At 41.6% G+C, this 19,303-nt stretch carries 21 protein-coding genes, 1 rRNA gene and 1 pseudogene; 18 read left to right on the plus strand and 5 right to left on the minus strand.

Features of this window, described 5'->3' with window-relative positions:
* From rrf to tsaD, 7 genes are all read left to right on the plus strand, one after another.
* A 5S ribosomal RNA gene (rrf, locus tag EV207_RS21280) occupies positions 1-89 on the plus strand; the annotation flags it as partial.
* 386 nt (positions 90-475) lie between these two features.
* The gene (locus EV207_RS21285) at positions 476-1,615 is read left to right on the plus strand and encodes a trans-sulfuration enzyme family protein (RefSeq protein ID WP_132748252.1); all 1,140 of its coding nucleotides are present in this window, start codon (positions 476-478) and stop codon (positions 1,613-1,615) included.
* 14 nt (positions 1,616-1,629) lie between these two features.
* Entirely contained in the window at positions 1,630-2,622 is a 993-nt protein-coding gene (gene thiL / locus EV207_RS21290) for a thiamine-phosphate kinase (protein ID WP_243647198.1), read from the plus strand.
* Positions 2,623-2,625: 3 nt separating this feature from the next.
* Positions 2,626-3,090 (plus strand): tRNA (adenosine(37)-N6)-threonylcarbamoyltransferase complex ATPase subunit type 1 TsaE, encoded by a 465-nt coding sequence (tsaE, locus tag EV207_RS21295; protein WP_132748254.1) that lies wholly within the window; start codon positions 2,626-2,628, stop codon positions 3,088-3,090.
* Positions 3,071-3,769: a tRNA (adenosine(37)-N6)-threonylcarbamoyltransferase complex dimerization subunit type 1 TsaB gene (gene tsaB / locus EV207_RS21300; RefSeq protein ID WP_132748256.1), complete on the plus strand. Its 699-nt coding sequence runs from the start codon at positions 3,071-3,073 to the stop codon at positions 3,767-3,769. The genes tsaE and tsaB overlap by 20 nt, the downstream gene beginning before the upstream one ends.
* Positions 3,769-4,224 carry a ribosomal protein S18-alanine N-acetyltransferase gene (rimI, locus tag EV207_RS21305; RefSeq protein ID WP_132748258.1) on the plus strand — a complete coding sequence of 152 codons (456 nt, stop codon included), beginning with the start codon at positions 3,769-3,771 and terminating at the stop codon, positions 4,222-4,224. Before tsaB ends, rimI begins: the two co-directional genes overlap by 1 nt.
* Positions 4,221-5,246 carry a tRNA (adenosine(37)-N6)-threonylcarbamoyltransferase complex transferase subunit TsaD gene (gene tsaD / locus EV207_RS21310; RefSeq protein ID WP_132748260.1) on the plus strand — a complete coding sequence of 342 codons (1,026 nt, stop codon included), beginning with the start codon at positions 4,221-4,223 and terminating at the stop codon, positions 5,244-5,246. Before rimI ends, tsaD begins: the two co-directional genes overlap by 4 nt.
* Before the next feature lie 581 nt (positions 5,247-5,827).
* Here the strand turns inward: tsaD and EV207_RS21315 are convergent.
* The gene (locus EV207_RS21315) at positions 5,828-7,783 is read right to left on the minus strand and encodes an ABC-F family ATP-binding cassette domain-containing protein (RefSeq protein WP_132748261.1); all 1,956 of its coding nucleotides are present in this window, start codon (positions 7,781-7,783) and stop codon (positions 5,828-5,830) included.
* Positions 7,784-7,930: 147 nt separating this feature from the next.
* Here EV207_RS21315 and moaC point away from each other — a divergent pair, with 147 nt between their 5' ends.
* The 5 genes from moaC to map all read left to right on the plus strand — a co-directional run bounded on the left by moaC (position 7,931) and on the right by map (position 11,105).
* Positions 7,931-8,407 (plus strand): cyclic pyranopterin monophosphate synthase MoaC, encoded by a 477-nt coding sequence (gene moaC / locus EV207_RS21320; RefSeq protein ID WP_132748263.1) that lies wholly within the window; start codon positions 7,931-7,933, stop codon positions 8,405-8,407.
* A gap of 30 nt (positions 8,408-8,437) precedes the next feature.
* Positions 8,438-9,088 (plus strand): redox-sensing transcriptional repressor Rex, encoded by a 651-nt coding sequence (locus EV207_RS21325; RefSeq protein WP_132748265.1) that lies wholly within the window; start codon positions 8,438-8,440, stop codon positions 9,086-9,088.
* A complete protein-coding gene (locus EV207_RS21330; protein WP_132748267.1) occupies positions 9,088-9,264 on the plus strand; it encodes a twin-arginine translocase TatA/TatE family subunit in 177 nt (58 codons plus the stop codon). The genes EV207_RS21325 and EV207_RS21330 overlap by 1 nt, the downstream gene beginning before the upstream one ends.
* Positions 9,264-10,001: a twin-arginine translocase subunit TatC gene (gene tatC / locus EV207_RS21335; RefSeq protein ID WP_132748269.1), complete on the plus strand. Its 738-nt coding sequence runs from the start codon at positions 9,264-9,266 to the stop codon at positions 9,999-10,001. Before EV207_RS21330 ends, tatC begins: the two co-directional genes overlap by 1 nt.
* 339 nt (positions 10,002-10,340) lie before the next feature.
* Positions 10,341-11,105 (plus strand): type I methionyl aminopeptidase, encoded by a 765-nt coding sequence (gene map, locus EV207_RS21340; RefSeq protein ID WP_132748270.1) that lies wholly within the window; start codon positions 10,341-10,343, stop codon positions 11,103-11,105.
* A gap of 70 nt (positions 11,106-11,175) precedes the next feature.
* Here map and EV207_RS21345 read toward each other — a convergent pair whose 3' ends face one another.
* Positions 11,176-11,364 (minus strand): DUF4305 domain-containing protein, encoded by a 189-nt coding sequence (locus EV207_RS21345; RefSeq protein ID WP_132748272.1) that lies wholly within the window; start codon positions 11,362-11,364, stop codon positions 11,176-11,178.
* Positions 11,364-12,062, minus strand: a complete 699-nt coding sequence (locus tag EV207_RS21350) for a CPBP family intramembrane glutamic endopeptidase (protein ID WP_132748274.1) — start codon at positions 12,060-12,062, stop codon at positions 11,364-11,366. Before EV207_RS21350 ends, EV207_RS21345 begins: the two co-directional genes overlap by 1 nt.
* Before the next feature lie 230 nt (positions 12,063-12,292).
* Here EV207_RS21350 and groES point away from each other — a divergent pair, with 230 nt between their 5' ends.
* Entirely contained in the window at positions 12,293-12,577 is a 285-nt protein-coding gene (gene groES, locus EV207_RS21355; protein ID WP_132748276.1) for a co-chaperone GroES, read from the plus strand.
* A 139-nt stretch (positions 12,578-12,716) separates the two neighbouring features.
* Positions 12,717-14,357, plus strand: a complete 1,641-nt coding sequence (gene groL, locus EV207_RS21360; protein ID WP_132748278.1) for a chaperonin GroEL — start codon at positions 12,717-12,719, stop codon at positions 14,355-14,357.
* Positions 14,358-14,470: 113 nt separating this feature from the next.
* Here the strand turns inward: groL and EV207_RS21365 are convergent, their stop codons facing one another.
* Together EV207_RS21365 and EV207_RS21370 are read right to left on the minus strand one after the other, a co-directional pair.
* Entirely contained in the window at positions 14,471-15,637 is a 1,167-nt protein-coding gene (locus tag EV207_RS21365) for a site-specific integrase (protein ID WP_132748280.1), read from the minus strand.
* A 41-nt stretch (positions 15,638-15,678) separates the two neighbouring features.
* Positions 15,679-16,629 (minus strand): hypothetical protein, encoded by a 951-nt coding sequence (locus EV207_RS21370; RefSeq protein WP_132748282.1) that lies wholly within the window; start codon positions 16,627-16,629, stop codon positions 15,679-15,681.
* Between the two features lie 156 nt (positions 16,630-16,785).
* Here EV207_RS21370 and EV207_RS21375 point away from each other — a divergent pair, with 156 nt between their 5' ends.
* The 4 genes and pseudogenes from EV207_RS21375 to EV207_RS21390 all read left to right on the plus strand — a co-directional run.
* On the plus strand, positions 16,786-16,974 hold the full coding sequence (locus tag EV207_RS21375; RefSeq protein WP_132748284.1) for a hypothetical protein: 189 nt from the start codon (positions 16,786-16,788) through the stop codon (positions 16,972-16,974).
* Positions 16,975-16,987: 13 nt separating this feature from the next.
* Positions 16,988-17,218 carry a hypothetical protein gene (locus EV207_RS21380; protein ID WP_132748285.1) on the plus strand — a complete coding sequence of 77 codons (231 nt, stop codon included), beginning with the start codon at positions 16,988-16,990 and terminating at the stop codon, positions 17,216-17,218.
* Between the two features lie 464 nt (positions 17,219-17,682).
* Positions 17,683-17,976: a hypothetical protein gene (locus tag EV207_RS21385; protein WP_243647199.1), complete on the plus strand. Its 294-nt coding sequence runs from the start codon at positions 17,683-17,685 to the stop codon at positions 17,974-17,976.
* 145 nt (positions 17,977-18,121) lie between these two features.
* Positions 18,122-19,237: pseudogene (locus EV207_RS21390) on the plus strand (DDE-type integrase/transposase/recombinase); the annotation flags it as partial.
* Positions 19,238-19,303: the final 66 nt, after the last annotated feature.

Below are 19,303 nucleotides of genomic sequence, written 5' to 3' on the forward strand. Positions count from 1 at the left end.
CCCGTTCCCATCCCGAACACGGTCGTTAAGCTCTTCAGCGCCGATGGTAATTGGGGGCTTCCCCCTGTGAGAGTAGGACGTCGCCAGGCAAACATGAAGACAGGCTTATTAGCCTGTCTTTTTCATCGTTGTCTAGTAAACTATAGAATGTCGCTTTGATGAAGACCCAAGATCAATAAATAAGCGAGAGAGAGGGCCTTCATAAGGATGATGAAGAACCAAAATCGAGAAATAAGTAAGGGAAAACGTCTTCATAAGTAATAATATGGTAAAACATAAAAATGGTTTTCCCCGGGCAAAATCGAATACTTCTGTAAAATACCGCCCGCACAATCTCTTTTTATACCTTTAAATTTAGGGTGAGCAGCGGATGCCGTCAGGATTATCGATCTCACCAAATGCTCAATTTTTCAATTTTAGACAAAATCGATTATAATAAGATAAAAAGGGATATGAACGGAAAGGTGATGTGGGGATGCATTTTAATACGAGAACAGTTCACTTTGCACAAAAAGATGGCAGCGATAAGATAGCAAAAACGAAGCCGATTTATCAGACATCGGCTTTTTCATTTAAAAGCCTCGAGGATTTAGAGTCCTTTTATTCCGGTGAAAAGTCTTTTTTATACACAAGGGTTGGTAATCCGAACACGCAGGAACTTGGCATGGCTGTTGCTTCCCTTGAAGGAGCCCCTGCAGGTATAGCGACATCATCGGGAATGTCGGCCATTTTGGTCGCCCTTTTGGTGGTATTGAAATCCGGTGACCATGTGATAGCTTGCGACGATTTGTATGGCGGAACGTATCAGTTATTGTTTGAGGAATTAGAGAATTGCGGTATTGAGGCGACAATGGTACCATTTGCGGATCAAACGGCTGTGGAGAATGCCATCACGGAAAATACGAAGGTTATTTTTACGGAGACACTCTCGAACCCATTGCTTAGGGTTGAAGATATCGAGGGTATTGTTGAGATCGCGCGGCGGCATGGACTATTGACAATAATGGATAATACATTTGCGACGCCATATCTAATCCAGCCTTATTCGGTTGGCGTTAATCTTGTAGTCCATAGTGCTACGAAATATATCGGCGGACATAGCGATGTAACTGCTGGAATTGTGGCGGGTGACAGCGACTTAGTTGGAAGAGCGAGGGACAGAGCCGTTAACATGGGTGCGAATCTTGGGCCATTTGACGGTTGGCTGGCATGCAGAGGTCTGAAAACATTAAGCATTAGAATGCAAAGGCATGCCGAAAATGCCAAACGGCTTGCTGACTTTTTCAAAGAGAGGTCTGACATTAATGCAGTATACTATCCTGAAAACCTTTCAGAAAAAGGCAACGGTGCAATTGTAACGGTCGAACTTAACCAGAATAGAGTTGAGCTTAGCACATTTTTTAAATCATTGTCTTGGATTAAAATCGTTGCGACGCTGGCAGGCGTCGAGACATCGGTCAGCCATCCGGCGACAACCTCTCACCGTGCATTGCCAAAGGATTTGTGTGACAAGCTGGGCATTAACGACAGCGTTATTCGAATTTCCGTTGGTATAGAGGAAATAGAGGATATTATCGGGGCGTTTGAGCAAGCTTTAAACAGAGCTAAAATGTAAATAAAGGTGTTATAATGATGATAGATGAATTTGATTTTATTAAATCGGTTCGGCCGAATAAGACACACCATAAAGACTTGGTTATGGGCATTGGTGATGATGCTGCGGTGTATAACTGCAAAAAGGGTGCGGAACAGATCGTTTGTGCAGATACCATGGTTGAGGGCATCCATTTCACAAAGGAGACAATGACACCTTTTCAGCTCGGCTGGAAGGTTTTGGCGGCAAATATAAGTGATGTGGCGGCAATGGGCGGGAAGCCGGATTACTATTTGGTTTCCATTGCAATGACAAAAGATTGGCTTCATCAGGCAAAGGGTATATATAAAGGGATGGAAGCATTAGCGGCCCAATTCGGTATGGATTTGATTGGCGGTGATACGGTTTCCTCCAAACACGAGCTGGTCCTTTCGGTCACGGTGATCGGTCATGTTGTTGCCAGCAGGGCTTCGCTAAGAAATCAAGCTCGTCCTGGGGATGCGGTCCTGGTAACGGGAACACTTGGGGACAGCGCTGCGGGTTTGGCATTGTTGACAAAAGACATGGCAATTGATGATCACAATGATAGCCAATATTTGATTAACAAGCACCAGTTACCTTTGCCCCAAGTAACAGCTGCGGAAATTCTAGCGGAAATGAATGAACGGTTTGCAGTTAATGATATTAGTGATGGTATTGCCAGTGAGGCGAATGAAATAGCAGAAGCGAGCCAAGTGGCCATTAAAATAAATTATGAGAACCTGCCTAGAAGTCAGGCCTTGCGTCACTTTGATTCAACCCGTCAAATGTACTTTATGCTAAACGGGGGCGAAGACTTTCAATTACTGATCACAGCACCCCGCCATAAAGTTGAGCAATTGATTGAACACTTTAAAGGTCACGATCTTTTATTAACAAAGATTGGGGAGGTAACTGAAGGTGAACCCGGTGTGACTCTTGAAGTCAACGGTGGAGAAGAACGGCTGGAAAAGGCAGGATATAATCATTTTAGAGCGGATGAGGGATAAGGGATGTATCAATGGACATGTGCGAGCCCTGACGAAACCATCGCGTTTGCAGAGACACTCTCGAGCCTATTAAGGGCGGGCGACGTCCTAACACTAGAAGGTGACCTTGGTGCAGGCAAAACGACATTTACAAAGGGGATTGCAAATGGGCTCGGGATTAAGGAAGTCGTGAGCAGCCCGACATTTACAATAATTAAGGAATATGAGGGGAATTTACCGCTTTATCATATGGATGTCTATCGGATAAGCGGTGAAGAGGACCTGGGTTTTGATGAGTACTTAGAAGGAGAAGGCATAACAGTTGTCGAATGGGCAACAAACATAGATGATCTGCTCCCTGAAGACTACCTGGAAATCGCCCTCCATCATGTTGATTCAGTCACACGGCGCTTGACTTTAACCCCCCATGGCATGCGATTTGAACAATTATGCAAGGAGCTAATCGACTATGAATGTTCTAGCCATTGATTCTTCTAATTTGGTCATGGGAGTCGCCGTTGTGAATAACCAAAAAGTATTAGGGGAACTGATTACGAACGTCAAAAAAAACCATTCAGTGCGGCTTATGCCCGCTATTGAGCAAATATTAAGGGATGTCGACATGACTCCCAATGGTTTGGACCGTATTGCAGTGGCGCACGGGCCTGGGTCTTACACAGGGGTAAGAATTGGGGTTACTATAGCTAAGACACTTGCTTGGACGTTAAACAAAGAGCTTGTAGGAGTTTCAAGCCTAGAGGTTCTGGCCCAAAACGGCCGCAGCTTTAACGGGTATGTTGTTCCATTTTTTGATGCGCGAAGAGGTCAAGTCTATACCGGTTTATATAAAAGTGCAAACGGAATTGTAAAGGCTGTCGAACCCGATAAGCTTACAATGCTTGACATGTGGCTTACGCAGTTGGCAAAACTAGGGGAACCTTTGTTATTTTTAAGCAATGATCTTGACAAGCATAGTGAAATGATTGATAAGTACTGTGGTGCATTAGCATGCCTTGCAGAACTTACCGGGCATAATCCAAGACCTTCTGAATTGGCATGGCTTGGGTTGCAAAGAGAGCCCGTTCAAGACATTCATCTGTTTACCCCACAATATCTACAGCTTGCAGAGGCTGAGGCCAAATGGCTGGCAAACCGGGAGAGGTCATAATGACAATAACAAAATCGATTTCCATCAGACCGATGACCTTCGAGGATATCGATCAGGTGATGCATGTCGAGTTATCATCTTTTGAGAATCCATGGACGCGTGAAGCATTCGAAAATGAAGTGAAAAACAATCGTTTTGCGACATATCTTATCGCCGAAGAGGGCGATAAGATCATCGGATATTGCGGCGTGTGGGTTATTATAGATGAAGCGCATATTACCAATATTGCTATTTTGCCAGACTACCGTGGCAATAAGATTGGTGAAAAGCTGTTAAAAAAGGCTAAGCTTTTTGCCGCGATGAAACGAGCCAAGTCCATAAGCTTAGAGGTCCGTGTTTCGAATCATATTGCTCAAAACCTTTATCGTAAATTAGGGTTTCGAGAAGGTGGTATTCGTAAAAGGTATTATACAGATAATCACGAGGATGCCATCGTTATGTGGGTGACATTATGAGCAAATTTGACAAAAAGACAATGATTTTAGGTATTGAGACAAGCTGTGATGAAACGGCGGCAGCAGTAGTAGAGAATGGAACAAAGATTAGATCAAACGTTGTCGCCTCGCAAATACAAAGCCACAAACGTTTTGGCGGTGTTGTGCCCGAGGTTGCCTCAAGGCACCATGTTGAACAATTTACCCTTGTATGTGAAAAGGCTTTGGAGGATGCAAAGGCCACTTGGTCTGACCTCGATGCTATCGCGGTCACACAAGGTCCCGGTCTTGTCGGCGCATTATTAATTGGGGTTAACGGAGCAAAAGCACTATCGCTCGCCCATGGATTGCCGCTTGTTCCGGTGCACCATATCACAGGGCATATCTATGCGAATCGTCTTGCCGGCAACATGCAGTTCCCCCTTATTGCATTAATCGTTTCCGGCGGGCACACTGAATTAATTTATATGAAAGAACATGGTTCATATGAAATTATTGGCGCCACGCGTGATGATGCAGCGGGTGAAGCATTCGATAAGGTCGCACGGACACTGGATTTGCCTTATCCGGGCGGTCCGGAAATTGACAGGCTGGCTAAAGCGGGTGAGCCAAATATAAAGTTACCAAGGGCGTGGCTAGAACCTGATTCCTATGATTTCAGTTTTAGCGGGCTGAAATCAGCTGTGATTAACACGGTCCATAATGCCAAGCAACGTGGAAAAACTGTGGATAAGGCTGATCTTGCCGCAAGTTTTCAAGAAAGTGTTGTGGATGTGCTTGTCACAAAAACGATGAATGCAGCAAAGGCTTATCATGTAAGGCAGGTATTGGTTGCAGGCGGCGTCGCCGCTAACCAAGGCCTTAGGAGCAGTATGGCTAAAGCTTGTGAAGAAGCGGACATGCCGTTATCCATTCCGCCGTTCTCTCTTTGTACAGACAATGCTGCAATGATCGCAGCAGCGGGAACGATAGGCTTCCTAAAAGGAACTTCGGCTGATATGGCGCTCAATGGAAAGCCAGGGCTAAATATCGAAGAATTTTAAAAAATTATTCACATGTTAATAACAAGCAAAAAAAAGAGGCTGGGACAGAAGTTTTTTACTAATAGAAAAATCCGAACTTATTCAGATATCCTATCTGAATAAGTTCGGATTTTTATTTAGTTAATCAGAAAGTATAACTTTCTGACGCACATAAGGGCACTGGCTAAAGACGTAACATCCTGTTACAACGCCAGTACTAGCACGTCCTGTGCGTCGCAACTACGCCTCTGTCTTCACCAAAGGCTCGCGAATCGGCGAGTTTACTTTACGGGGTCTTCGGACACGTGCTGTTCCCGTAGGAGTCTTTCGTATTTTGACTACGCTTCGCATTTGCAATGATACTTTTCAAACTTTATTGTTCGGCATATGAATGAACTCTTTTAGTTTTGTCCCAGCCTCTTTTTAGATTAAATATCAACAAGTTATTTACGCCATTGTTGATATCCTGTTAATAACATTAAAAACCGACAAAGTAGAATGGGGATTTTGTGGATAGAATTGTTGATAATTAGTGTATAACTTATATTTAATGTTAATAACCTTGTGGATTTTGTGGACAATGTGTTGATAACATTCTCTATTTAGTCGTTCATTGCAATGTGGTCGTATTCAAGCTGATTCTTTTCCCACTTATCAACAAATTGATCCAATTTTTCTTTATTTGCTGTCATCCGCTGATGAATCTCATTCATTTTTTTCGAATCATGGTAAACTTGCGGATCTACAAGTGCCGCTTGGTCTCTATCAATCGCCTCTTCCAATTCAGCAATATCTTCTTCAAGCTTTTGTATAGTGCGTGCCATATGCCGTTCGCGTTTTTTGCGTTCCTTTTCTTTTTCAAACTGTTCTTTACCCCCGCTTGGCTTAGACGGTGCACTTTCTTCCTGCTTTTTATTTTCCAAGGCATCAATAGCAGCTTGTTCTTCTTTCTTTTCAAGATAGTAATCATAGTCCCCAAGATAATTCGTTAACCCCTCTGTGGATAACTCGATCACTCTTGCAGCAATATTGTTAATAAAATAACGGTCGTGTGAAACAAATAGAATTGTACCCGGATAATCAATAAGGGCACTTTCCAAGATTTCTTTACTGTCCAGGTCTAAATGGTTAGTCGGTTCATCTAATATAAGGAAATTATCCTTTTGCATCATAAGTTTTGCAAGTGCAAGACGGGCTTTCTCACCGCCGCTCAACTGTGAAACGATCTTTAAGACATCGTCACCTGAAAAAAGAAAGTTGCCGAGTACGGTACGGATGTCTTTTTCATCTTTTAATGGGAAGTCATCCCAAAGTTCATTGAGTACCGTTTTATTTGATGTCAAACGGGCTTGTTCCTGGTCGTAATAGCCAATTGTCACATTAGTGCCGAGACTGGCATACCCTTCAAGCTTGGTTGATGCACCGGCAATGGCCTTTAGTAGGGTGGATTTGCCTATACCATTCGGCCCCACTAGGGCAACGCTTTCGCCTCGTGTCAAAGCAAAATTCAAATCCCGCATGATCGGATCTTGTGATTGATATCCAATAGCAAGATGGTTTACTGATAAAACGTCATAACCACTTTGCTTATTAATAGCAAAGGAGAACCTTGCTGATTTCTCATCACTGCTTGGTTTGTCCAAAACATCCATTTTTTCCAAACGTTTTCTTCTGCTTTGTGCCCGTTTGGTTGTCGATGCCCGAACAATGTTCTTCTGAATAAATTCATTTAATTTAGCAATTTCCTTTTGCTGCTTTTCATAGGATTTTAATTCCTGCTCAAAGGCTTCTGCTTTTAATTCAAGAAAATGTGTATAGTTCCCGGTATATTTTGTCGCTGTCGTCCGTGATATTTCATAGACCTTTGTCACAACTTTATCAAGGAAATAGCGGTCATGAGAGACAATAAGGATTGCACCTGGATAATGCAACAAGTAATTTTCCAGCCATGTGAGTGTGTCAATATCAAGATGGTTAGTCGGTTCGTCTAATATCAACAGGTCGGGTTTTGTCAATAGAAGCCGGCCTAATGCGAGGCGAGTTTTCTGACCGCCTGATAAATTGGTTATCGGCGTATCATCAGGGTAATTACCAAAATTCAGCCCGTTAAGGACACTCCTAATCTCGGCCTGATAGGTGTATCCTCCGCTTTCTTTATAGGCTATTTGCAGCCCGTCATAATCTTTTAAAAGCCTTTGATAGCTTTCTTTATCAGGAAACGCTTCAGGGGCAGCCATCTTTTCTTCCATTTTGCGCAAGTTCTTTTCCATATTAATAAGCGGTTGGAAGACAGAAAGCATTTCAGCATAAATTGACCGGTCCGTAACCAGGCTGGTGTTTTGAGCCAAATAACCGACCGTCGTTTCTTTTGGCTTAATGATGTCGCCGGAATCAGCTGTTATTTCACCTGCGATGATTTTGAGCAATGTGGATTTCCCGGCACCGTTTCTGCCAACGAGTGCGACACGCTCTTGGGCTTGTACTTCTATACTAATATTCGATAAAATAAGATCAGCGGCAAATGCTTTTCTAATCTTATTGGTTTGTAATAGAATCATGTTTTTTCACCTCTTATCCCATTACAAGTTTATCCTATACTAGAAGGGATAAGCAACTGCCTAGTTGTCGGGTCATTTCGTTAAAGAGGTTCTTAAAATAGCGGACAAGCTAGTAGATCTATTGTATAGTCAAAGGAGGGGAAAAAAATGGACCGATTAACACATATGAATGATCAGGGGAGAGCGAAAATGGTCGATATCTCCAATAAGGAGCAAACAGTTAGAACGGCTGTAGCTTCATCAAGCATTCAAGTGAATGAATCGATCTATGAGTCGATTGTTCAAAATAAGATAAAAAAAGGTGATGTCTTAGCGGTTGCTCAGGTGGCAGGTGTAATGGCCGCAAAAAATACATCGCAATGGATTCCGATGTGCCATCCCTTGCAATTAACTGGTGTCGATATCCATTATAAATGGGAAACGTCACCTTATCGCTTGCTTATAACCGCTGAAGTTAAAACGAAGGGGCAAACAGGGGTAGAGATGGAAGCATTAACGGCAGCAACGGCTGTGGCTTTGACTGTCTATGATATGTGCAAAGCCTTAGATAAGGGAATGGTAATTGGCCCCACCTTTCTTAATAGCAAAACCGGCGGCAAGAGCGGCGACTTTTATCGGGAATGAAAGGTTCCCGTGTGGAGGTTATTTTAGAAAATGATAGATAGAATCCCTCAAGCAACTGCCAAACGTCTGCCTTTGTATTACCGTATATTGCAGCATCTGTCATCATCGGGAAAAAAGCGGATTTCATCCTCTGAGCTTAGTAAAGTTGTTCAAATCGACTCAGCAACCATTAGGAAAGACTTTTCTTATTTAGGGGCCCTAGGCAGAAAGGGCTATGGTTATGATGTTGATCGTTTGTTAAGCTTTTTAAGAGAGACGCTTGATCAGGACGAATTGACGAAAGTGATGCTGATTGGGGTCGGCAATTTGGGTACAGCGTTGCTTAAGTATAATTTTTTTAAAAATAATAATACACAAATTGTTAGGGCATATGATAATGACCGGTCGAAGGTTGGCCGGGAAATTGCCGGCACAGCGATCCACCACTTGGATGACATGCTGACAGATGATAACAGTGATGTCCCGGCGGCGATCTTGACTGTCCCGGCTGGCGCTGCGCAATCCATAGCTGATAAGCTTGTATTAACGGGTATTAGTGGTATACTCAACTTTACACCGGTAAGATTATCTGTACCGGAACATATACGAGTCCATCACATTGATCTTGCCGTAGAATTGCAGGCATTAATTTACTTTTTGAAAAATTATCCTTTAGAGCCTAACGAGGGAGGTGACAGGTAATGGGTCTAGGTCCAGGAAGTATCATCTTAATTGCTATTGTTGCTCTTGTTGTCTTTGGTCCAAAGAAGCTCCCCGAACTAGGAAAAGCAGCAGGCCAAACGCTAAAAGAATTCAAGAATGCGACAAATGGCTTGGCTGATGATGATGAGAAGAGTAAAAAACAGGATGATAAATAATGTCAGATAAACGTATGAGTGTCGTTGACCATTTAAATGAGCTTAGACGCCGTATAGTAACTGTCCTGATTGGGTTCATTGTTACCTTTATTATCGGCTTTTTTCTCGCAAAGCCTGTCATCGTTTTCTTACAGCATGCGGATCAAGCCAAAGACATTAACATGAATGCTTTTCGGTTAACGGATCCTTTGGATGTGTACATGAAATTTGCCTTTATTATTGGTATTGTGCTGATTTCACCGTTAATTATGTATCAGCTATGGGCGTTCGTCAGACCCGGTTTATATGAGAACGAACAAAAAGTGACGTTAGCTTATATCCCATTGACACTAATTCTTTTTCTGGGCGGCGTCGCTTTTTCCTATTATATTGTTTTCCCAAACATTGTCGGATTTATGGGCAACCTCGGGGAAATGTTGCATATCGAGAATACAATCGGCATCAACGAGTATTTCTCCTTTTTACTGCAGATGACCTTGCCTTTTGGTATTTTATTTCAAATGCCTATTCTTGTCATGTTTTTGACACGGCTCGGAATCATCACACCATTTTTCTTAACAAAAATTCGTAAGTACGCTTATTTTATATTGCTTGTTATTGCTGGGATCATTACACCACCGGAATTATTATCACAATTAATGGTGACTGTTCCGCTCATTATTTTATATGAAATGAGTATTGTGATATCTCGCTTTGCATACAGAAGAGCTATGAAACAAAGAAGCCACGAGGATTAATCGTGGTTTTTTCCAGTTAATCAGAAAGTATAACTTTCTGACGCACATAAGTGCACTGGCTAAAGACGTAACATCCTGTTACAACGCCAGTACTAGCACGTCCTGTGCGTCGCAACTACGCCTCTGTCTTCGCCAAAGGCTCGCCAATCGGCAAGTTTTCTTTATTAAAAAGAAGCTTATCATCGGACATTAATATACGATCATGTTATATTAATAGGACGGAAAATTGCAGAGCGTAATGAAGCAAAAGGTCAAGGGGCATGATACGTAAAAGAATATAGTAGCACATCATGCTTTCATGCATACATTGAAGTGGAAATAATAAGAGGGTGGAATAATATGCTACAACGGAAGTCAATGAATGAAATTAAAAAGATGAAAGAAGCGGGTGAATTGCTGGCGCAATGTCACCAAGAAATTAGGAAGCGGATCAAGCCTGGTGTAACAACCCAGGAAATTGAAGAATTTGTGGAAGGCTTCTTAGCGAAAAACGGCGCAACGGCTGAACAAAAAGGGTATAACGGGTACGAGTATGCCACTTGTGCATCAGTTAATGATGAGATCTGCCATGGATTTCCACGCCAAACACCATTAAATAATGGAGATATTGTCACAATAGATATGGTCGTCAATTTAAATGGCTGGCTTGCCGACTCAGCCTGGACGTACGGTGTTGGTCAATTGTCCCAAAAGAATGCTGATTTACTTGAGGTTACCGAAGCCTCCCTCTACGAAGGCATCAAACAGGCGGTTATTGGCAACCGGCTTGGCGATATTGGCCATGCGATTCAATCTTATGCGGAAGGCAAAGGGTACAGTGTTGTCAGGGACTTTGTCGGACATGGCATTGGGCCGACGATTCATGAAGATCCTCAGGTCCCGCATTACGGTACCAAAGGCAAAGGCTTGCGCCTGAAGGAGGGTATGGTCATTACGATCGAACCCATGATTAATACGGGTGCATGGCAATCAAAATTGGATGACAATGGCTGGACGGCCAGGACAGTGGATGGTTCTTTGTCAGCCCAATATGAACATACGATTGCGATCACCAAAGAGGGCCCTATGATCCTAACTACATTGGATACTGAGCCTTTAAAATAAGGTTAATTAAACGTTTGATTAAGAAAAAGTTAGGAGAAAGTAAAGCATCCTCTTCCAAGCAGAGGATGCTTTACTTCTGCATTGCGCCTTTAATTAAGTGATGAAACCCCATCCGTACATCAAAGGCAGCAAACGCTGCAAAGAAGATTGTTGCAGCGTTCCACACGGTATCCTGTGCTTCATATGCTGCGGCAAAAATGAACAGAGATCCGATCATTAGATATATAAAACCCCAGATGATTTTACGTTGTCGGTTCATTATGAAAAAAGCCCTCCAATGAATTGCGCTGTTTGCTGTTCCTCGATAATTTTTTGTATGGCGGGGGATAAAGTCAACAGCACAACGATTGTGTTCATAGATGCGTGAGCCGCTATGGGAACAATAATCCGCCCGGTATGCTTATATAAATAAGCCAGTGTAAACCCGACGAATGTATAGATTAATATATGCTTATCCATATGTGCTGCCGCGAAAAGCAGTGAACTGATCAATCCAGCAATGAAAAAGTTCAGCTTCCTGTACAGAGATCCAAAAATAACTTTTCTAAAGACGACTTCCTCCAAAATTGGTCCAATAATACCGACAACCAAAATAATGTAGGGTGACACCTTGGTTAAATTCATAATCTGTGTCGTGTTCTCAGACTTGGTCGGTTCGCCAAATAGGCCTTGTTCAATCGCCCCGGCGATGCTCTGAACAACAAACAACATGATAATGCCAAGAAAGGCCCACAATACTGATGCGGGGATCGTTGTTTTCCCCCTGGTTTGCATTTTCCATTCGGGCTTTAATAACAATAAAACAATGATCAGTGTCACGGCGAATGAAGAGATGATCCATACGCCCATTCTTTGGTTGCGCGGTACCGAGTCCAAGATAGGAATAAGCGCTGGGATAATCCCCGAGAGTTGGCATAGTACATAAGTGATTAGTATCCACCAATAGCGTTTTGGCAAGAGTACAGCCCCTTTGCTAGATTTTCTGGTTCATCTTAAGCCTATGCTCATTTTAGCACAGGTTTACCATACTTTTCACGAAAGCGTCCGAATGCAGCAGCCATTGTATAAAAAATTTTGCAAAAGCCTTGCAAAAAGGTACAAGATTGATTATCATATTAAATGGATTAGCACTCATTGAATGAGAGTGCTAACAAATAAGATCATGTCTACTAAGGAGGGTATTTCCATTGTTAAAGCCTTTAGATGACCGTATTATTATCGAAACAGTTGAAAAGGAAGAAAAGACTGCCAGCGGTATCGTTCTTCCAGATTCTGCAAAAGAAAAACCGCAAGAAGGTCGTATTGTAGCGGTGGGTACAGGACGTGTAACTGACGGTGGCGAGCGCATTGCACTTGATGTTTCCGAAGGCGATCACGTGATCTTTTCAAAATACGCAGGTACTGAAGTAAAATATGAAGGCAAAGAATATCTCATTCTTCGTCAGGATGACGTTCTAGCCATCATCGGTTAATTTTAGTTAATCGGAAAGTATAAACTTTCCGACGCACATAAGTGCAACTAAGCCTCTGGCTACGCCTATTCAAGGCTTGCAAATCGGCAAGTTTTCTTTATAAAAAACGGATTACATAATTTGAGGAGGGCATAGATTCATGGCAAAGGAAATTAAATTCAGTGAAGACGCTCGTCGCGCAATGCTGCGCGGTGTCGATGCTTTAGCAGATGCTGTCAAAGTAACGCTTGGACCAAAGGGCCGCAATGTCGTTTTGGAGAAAAAGTTCGGATCTCCGCTTATCACAAATGACGGTGTGACAATCGCTAAAGAAATCGAGCTTGAAGATAAATTTGAAAATATGGGAGCTCAGCTTGTATCTGAAGTTGCCAGCAAAACAAACGATGTTGCTGGTGACGGTACAACAACTGCAACTGTTCTTGCTCAAGCAATGATTACTGAAGGTCTTAAGAACGTGACTTCAGGCGCTAACCCAATGGTTATCCGCCGCGGTATCGAAAAAGCAACAAAAGCTGCTGTTGAAGAGCTTAAAAATATTTCTAAGCCAATTGAAAGCAAAGAATCCATTGCACAAGTTGCTGCAATCTCTGCTGCTGACGAAGAAGTCGGTCAACTGATTGCTGAAGCAATGGACCGCGTTGGCAACGACGGTGTTATCACTGTTGAAGAATCCAAAGGCTTTGCTACTGAACTTGAAGTTGTTGAAGGTATGCAGTTTGACCGCGGTTATGCATCACCTTACATGGTGACTGATTCCGATAAAATGGAAGCCGTCCTTGACAATCCATATATCCTGATCACTGACAAGAAGATCACTAACATCCAAGAAGTGCTTCCTGTCCTTGAACAAGTGGTACAACAAGGCAAGCCAATCCTTATCATCGCTGAAGATGTTGAAGGGGAAGCTCTTGCAACACTCGTAGTGAACAAGCTTCGCGGAACTTTCAATGCTGTTGCTGTTAAGGCTCCAGGCTTTGGCGACCGTCGTAAAGCAATGCTTGAAGATATCGCAACGTTGACTGGCGCTGAAGTGATCACTGAAGACCTCGGTCTTGATCTTAAATCAGCTGACATCACTCAACTTGGTACTGCTTCAAAAGTTGTTGTTACGAAAGAAAACACAACTGTTGTTGATGGCGCTGGCGAAAGCGACAAAATCGCTGCCCGCGTCAACCAAATTAAAGCACAACTCGAAGAAACAACTTCTGAGTTCGATAAAGAAAAATTACAAGAGCGCTTGGCTAAACTTGGCGGCGGTGTAGCTGTCATTAAAGTCGGTGCGGCTACTGAAACTGAACTTAAAGAACGCAAGCTTCGCATTGAAGATGCCCTTAACTCAACTCGCGCTGCGGTTGAAGAAGGCATCGTATCCGGCGGTGGTACTGCACTTGTTAACGTTGTTAACGCAGTTCAAGCTGTTAGTGCTGAAGGCGACGAAGCAACAGGTGTCAGCATCGTGCTTCGCGCTCTTGAAGAACCAATCCGTCAAATCACGAAGAACGCTGGCCTTGAAGGATCAGTCATCGTGGAAAAACTTAAGCATGAAGAAATCGGCATCGGCTATGATGCTGCTAAAGGCGAATGGGTGAACATGATCGACGCTGGTATTGTCGACCCGACTAAAGTTACTCGTTCAGCGCTTCAAAACGCTGCATCCGTTTCAGCAATGCTTCTAACTACTGAAGCTGTTGTCGCTGATCAGCCTGAAGAAAATGCAGGCGGCGGCGCTCCAGACATGTCCGGCATGGGCGGTATGGGCGGCATGGGCGGTATGATGTAATAGGGGTTTTAAAACCTTGTTATATCAACGTCTAAAATGATAATATGCTTTTCTTGTCCTCGGGTTTGTCCTCGCTTTATAAAAAACAGGTCAACCTATGACTAAAAAGCTAACTATAGGAGAAGGTCTTTCATCAGTTTGCTAAACTGCTGGGAGGCCTTTTCTTCCATATTGACGGTCATATGAGCATAGATATTCATTGTCGTATTAATATCTGTATGTCCAAGCCGCTGTTGTATTTCTTTAATGCCAACTCCAGCTTCAATCAATAATGAAGTGTGTGTGTGTCTAAATGAATGTGGAGTAATGTTCTTTTCTATTTCCGCCTTTTTCAGGAGTCTTTTTAGCCGGGTCTCAACAACTTTTCTTAGTTGTGGATGTCCGTCCCTACGAGCGAAAATAAATCCATTATCTTGATAAACGAGCCTGTTTTTAATTTTTATCTCATTTTGTTTAAGCCGATGCTTTTTTAACAGATTGATCAGCATTTCATCAATCTTGATTGCACGGACGGAGCCTTTTGTCTTTGGTGTTAAAAGCTGATATTTTTCAAAATGATTGTTAGGGTTATAAAGAGTTTTAGTAACTCGTATTGTACCCTGCCTTTCGTTAAAATCCACCCATTTTAAGGCCAATAGTTCACCTATTCGTAATCCAGTATAAGACAGTACCATGAAGACAAGGTGATCCATTTCAAGCCCATCCTTATAGGATAAATTAAGAAAATGTGCAAGCTCCCCTTTTTCTAAAAAGACGATATTATCTTCCTCATTCTCCAGCTCTTCCACACTTTGCTGCTTTTTGGGCATTCTGAAATCCGCTGTTGGATTAATTTTTATCAGCCCTTGATCAAATGCCTTTCGAAAAATCATTCTTCCACAAGCATGAATACCATCCATATAGTTATGGCTGTATTTCTCGTTAAGTTCCAGAATCCTTTCTTCATACATTTTCTTAGTAATGCGGCTGATTGGATAAGGTCCCCAAACAGAGATGAAATGTTTCATTTCCTTTTCTCGTGCTCTTACACTGCTTATCTTTACACCGCTGCGGCCATATGTTTTTAACCAATCCTGGGCGAATTGTTCAAACGGCATATCAGATTCTTTGATTAAGGTCCCATTATCTTTTGCAAGTTCCACGAGGCGAGCTGCTGCTTGTGCCTCCTTTTTTGTTTTAAATCCACCTTTTGAAATTTCCTTCCGCTTCTTGGTAAGTGGATCTATCCCTAAATAAATGTGATAGCTCCATGTCTTTCCTCTTTGTTTGAATTTAGCCATGTTAAGATATCTCCTTCATTGAATACATAATATTGCTTTTGTTATTGCACCTGTTCTTTAGTAAATCCATACTTTTCGGGATCTTTTCTGATCCTAAAAGCCTCCTGTTTACAAGCATTTGAACAGTATTTTTGCCGCTTTACCTTTTTAAAAGGCAATTTACAATTGGGATTTTCACAAATATGAACAGGTTCATTTTTTGATATTAGTTGCCAAAGGTCAAAATAAACTGCCTGTATTAGATGTGGGGTATATCTCCATTCCTTAATGGTAAAACCTAAAGGAGGTTTACCCGTTATGATTGTTTCAGGAGTCATTTTAATATCTTGATTACCAATTGAATTAACTTTAAGTGCTAATAAGCCTTGGGCAATTTCTAAAAAACTTTCTTCCTTTTCCATCTCCTCCTCCGGGGCTGTGAACCCAGTCCATGTTCCATCCCACCACAAAATTTGACAACTTCCGCCTACAGGCATATTTACAGTTAATAATTTATCTTCAAGTTCACTCTCATCCATTTCTCCCTTATGAATGCTGATTAATGCTTTATATAGCTTTAGTAGTCTTTGCATTTGCTTAATATGAAAGAACCATAACTCTATAGGTTCGCAAATTGATTGGCCAATGGGTAAATCAATAAAATAAGAAGAGTCTGTATAAAGGTTCCTTTGAAGTTTAATCTTATTTATTTCTGCCTGACCCGGTGTCCTTATTCCAAGCAGGCCGTATCTATTAGCAAACTCATTTATCTCCCTTTCATTTCTTAATTTTGAAAAATCCCAAGCTAACCCTTCAGGATTAAACGTTTCCTCCATTTTTCTCCGGGGAGCTACAGAAACAAACTTCCCTGTATTTTTACCTAAACAATCTAACCAAACCTTAGCACCCTCAATATTTAATTCATCAAGATTATTTTCGTTGATTTCTATAATAGAAGCGGTAGGGAAAAAGGATTCTTCCGGATTATCAAGCCAATAATAAAACTGACCCATTTTATCTTCCTCCTTATGTTAAAGTGAAGTTGTTACGCGTTGTTACGTAATAATATAACATCTGGTTTGAATTGAGTAACAAACTTTGGTAAATTCAGTATATACCAATAAACAACAATAGACAACAACATTGTTATAGAAAGGGTGAAATTAAAAATGGATCCTAAAGTTCTCCCTGAAAATGTACCAATACTTGAGGAAAAAGGTGAAATTCCATATTGGGAAATTGCTTCAAGGTTAGGCGTACACGTTAACACTATCCGGAACTGGATGAAAAGTTCCATGAGCCAAAAACAAAGAGAAATGGTTTTGGAAGCAATAAAGGCAATCAAAGAGATTAAATAAGTGAGGTGGGAACATGCTTGAAATAAAACTGGATGATGAGGAGTTAAAAGCCCTTTATTTGGCCGAAGTACAAAAGCGATTAGACAAAATTGAACTTCAATCAATGCTTATGGATGCAAAGCAATTGTGTAAAATGCTCTCGTTATCATGGCCCACAGTAGAAAAGCTATTCCTTAGTGATCCTAACTTTCCATCCATACGAATAGTGTTCGCAGCCTGCCACAATGTCGCTATTCAGAGTTGACTGGCCTTTATTTTTGTCGGAGGATACGCAAGAAAAAGCCGTCAGCTTTATTGACTATAGTATAATAGTCAATAAAGCTGACGGCTTTTAAACTTTAGAAAAGGAAAAGGTTATTTGCTCCTCTTGTGCTTGCCGGCCAGAGAACAAATAACCTCCCACTTACAATGCCTATTTTACTAGAATGTCCTCTTTCAATCAAGAAGTATATAAGATTCGTTGAAACCTACGATGATGATACCTTTTGCCCTTGTTGCGGGAGGATAACCAGAAAACATGGGAAATATGAAAAAACAGTTCATTTTAAACATCAATCCTTTCGGATTCCAATAATGCGGAGAAAGTGTCCCGATTGTAATATAACTTTTTCATTAATGCCTTGCTTTTCCTTCTCGTGGGCAAGGTTTGCGAATCATATTTATGAATTCTTTGTAAGATGGTTGCTAGCGGGGGTTCCCATTAGTCAATTGGCTGAATGGTTAACCACCTCTTCTGTTTCAGTAGTCTCTCTTAAAACTCTTTATAGATGGAAGAAACGCTTTTTTGATCTTTTAGAGAAATGGGTGATTAGCCAACGAAAAGAATGGACTGTGGCGTTTCAAGAAGGGAATGGGCTACTGTCCCTTTATCGACAAGGAATGAGCTCTAATCAAGAGATTCAATTTCTCCTCTCTTTCTATTTTGGTGAAAAAGAGTCAGTTCCTAGTAGAGGAAGACTTTTTTCCATAATTAATCTCCGCCAACCTTTTTTTGATTGGTAATGTCAGAGAATGTGTCGTATCAATTACATAATATTAACATCATTTCCTTTTTCCCGCTCCACAAAATATGTCCCTACTCTACAAGCGGTAATTCAGAGAAAATGGGGATAGTTTCCTATTTTATTGTGTGAGAGGAGAAAACAAGATGAATGAAACGATACGTAACGAATTAGCTGCCTTTCGATTTGGGTTAATTGCTTCAGTTGTTCAAAGACAGCTGCAACCTGGGGAGAGGTACGCCCTTTTGAGGGAAATTGCGAAGCAAAGGTACACCATCCCAGGCAGTGAACGAAGTACAGTAAGTGTTCGATCATTAGAAAGGTACCTTCAGGCGTATGAAGAGAAAGGGTTTGAAGGTCTAAAACCCCAAGTAAGAGAAAAGAAAGGAAGCTTACAAAATCAGGATCCAGAAATACTGAAACGGGCAATCGAATTACGAAAGGAATTACCCAGCCGAAGTGTTGAACAAGTTATCAGAATACTAGAGTTGGAGGAAAAGGTTCCAGTAGGTGTCCTTAAACCGCGGACCTTATCTCGTTATTTTCAAGAAATGGGCTGGAGTAAAAAGGACCTTTACCGTGCGGTAAAGAAGGAGTTTCGCCATTTTGAACATGATACACCGAATGATTGTTGGCAGGCGGATACGCAGCACACCCTCTACTTACCCGATCCGAAAAATCCTGATAAACGTAAAAAGGCTTATCTTATCGCTATAATCGATGATCATAGTCGCCGAATCATGCATGCAGAGTTTTTTATGGAAGAAAGATATCCCCGTCTTGAACGTTGTGTCCAAAAAGCCGTTTTGAGGTACGGAGTACCTAATCTGTTTTTCTGCGATAATGGCTCCGTTTATAGTGCTAAGCAGTTTCAAATTATGTGTGCGAGAATGGGGACTAAACTTATCCACGCTAAGCCATATTCGCCAGAGTCAAAAGGAAAAATTGAAAAGTTTTTCCAATTTATTGATAGCAGTTTTACAGGGGAAGCAAATTTATTAATTAATCAAGGAAAACTCACAACTTTAAAACAATTAAATGACTACTTCCGATCTTGGTTAGAAGCATATGATAACCGAGTTCATCGAAGTACAAAACAAACACCTAAAAAGCGATATGAAGCAAAGGTGGATCATACACGTCACCTTCCTGCAGAAATATTAAAAGACATTTTTCTTTGGGAAGAAGATCGAACCGTCCGAAAAACAGCCATAATTGAATTAGAAGGAAATCGCTGTGTTTTGCAAGGTAAAAGTACACAAGATTGCAATGAAAAAATACATAAGCTTGCCAGCCTGATTTATTTAGTTATTTCTTGATAATGCATG

Origin of the sequence: Scopulibacillus darangshiensis, from assembly GCF_004341035.1 — a bacterium.
GTDB lineage: Bacteria > Bacillota > Bacilli > Bacillales > Sporolactobacillaceae > Scopulibacillus > Scopulibacillus darangshiensis.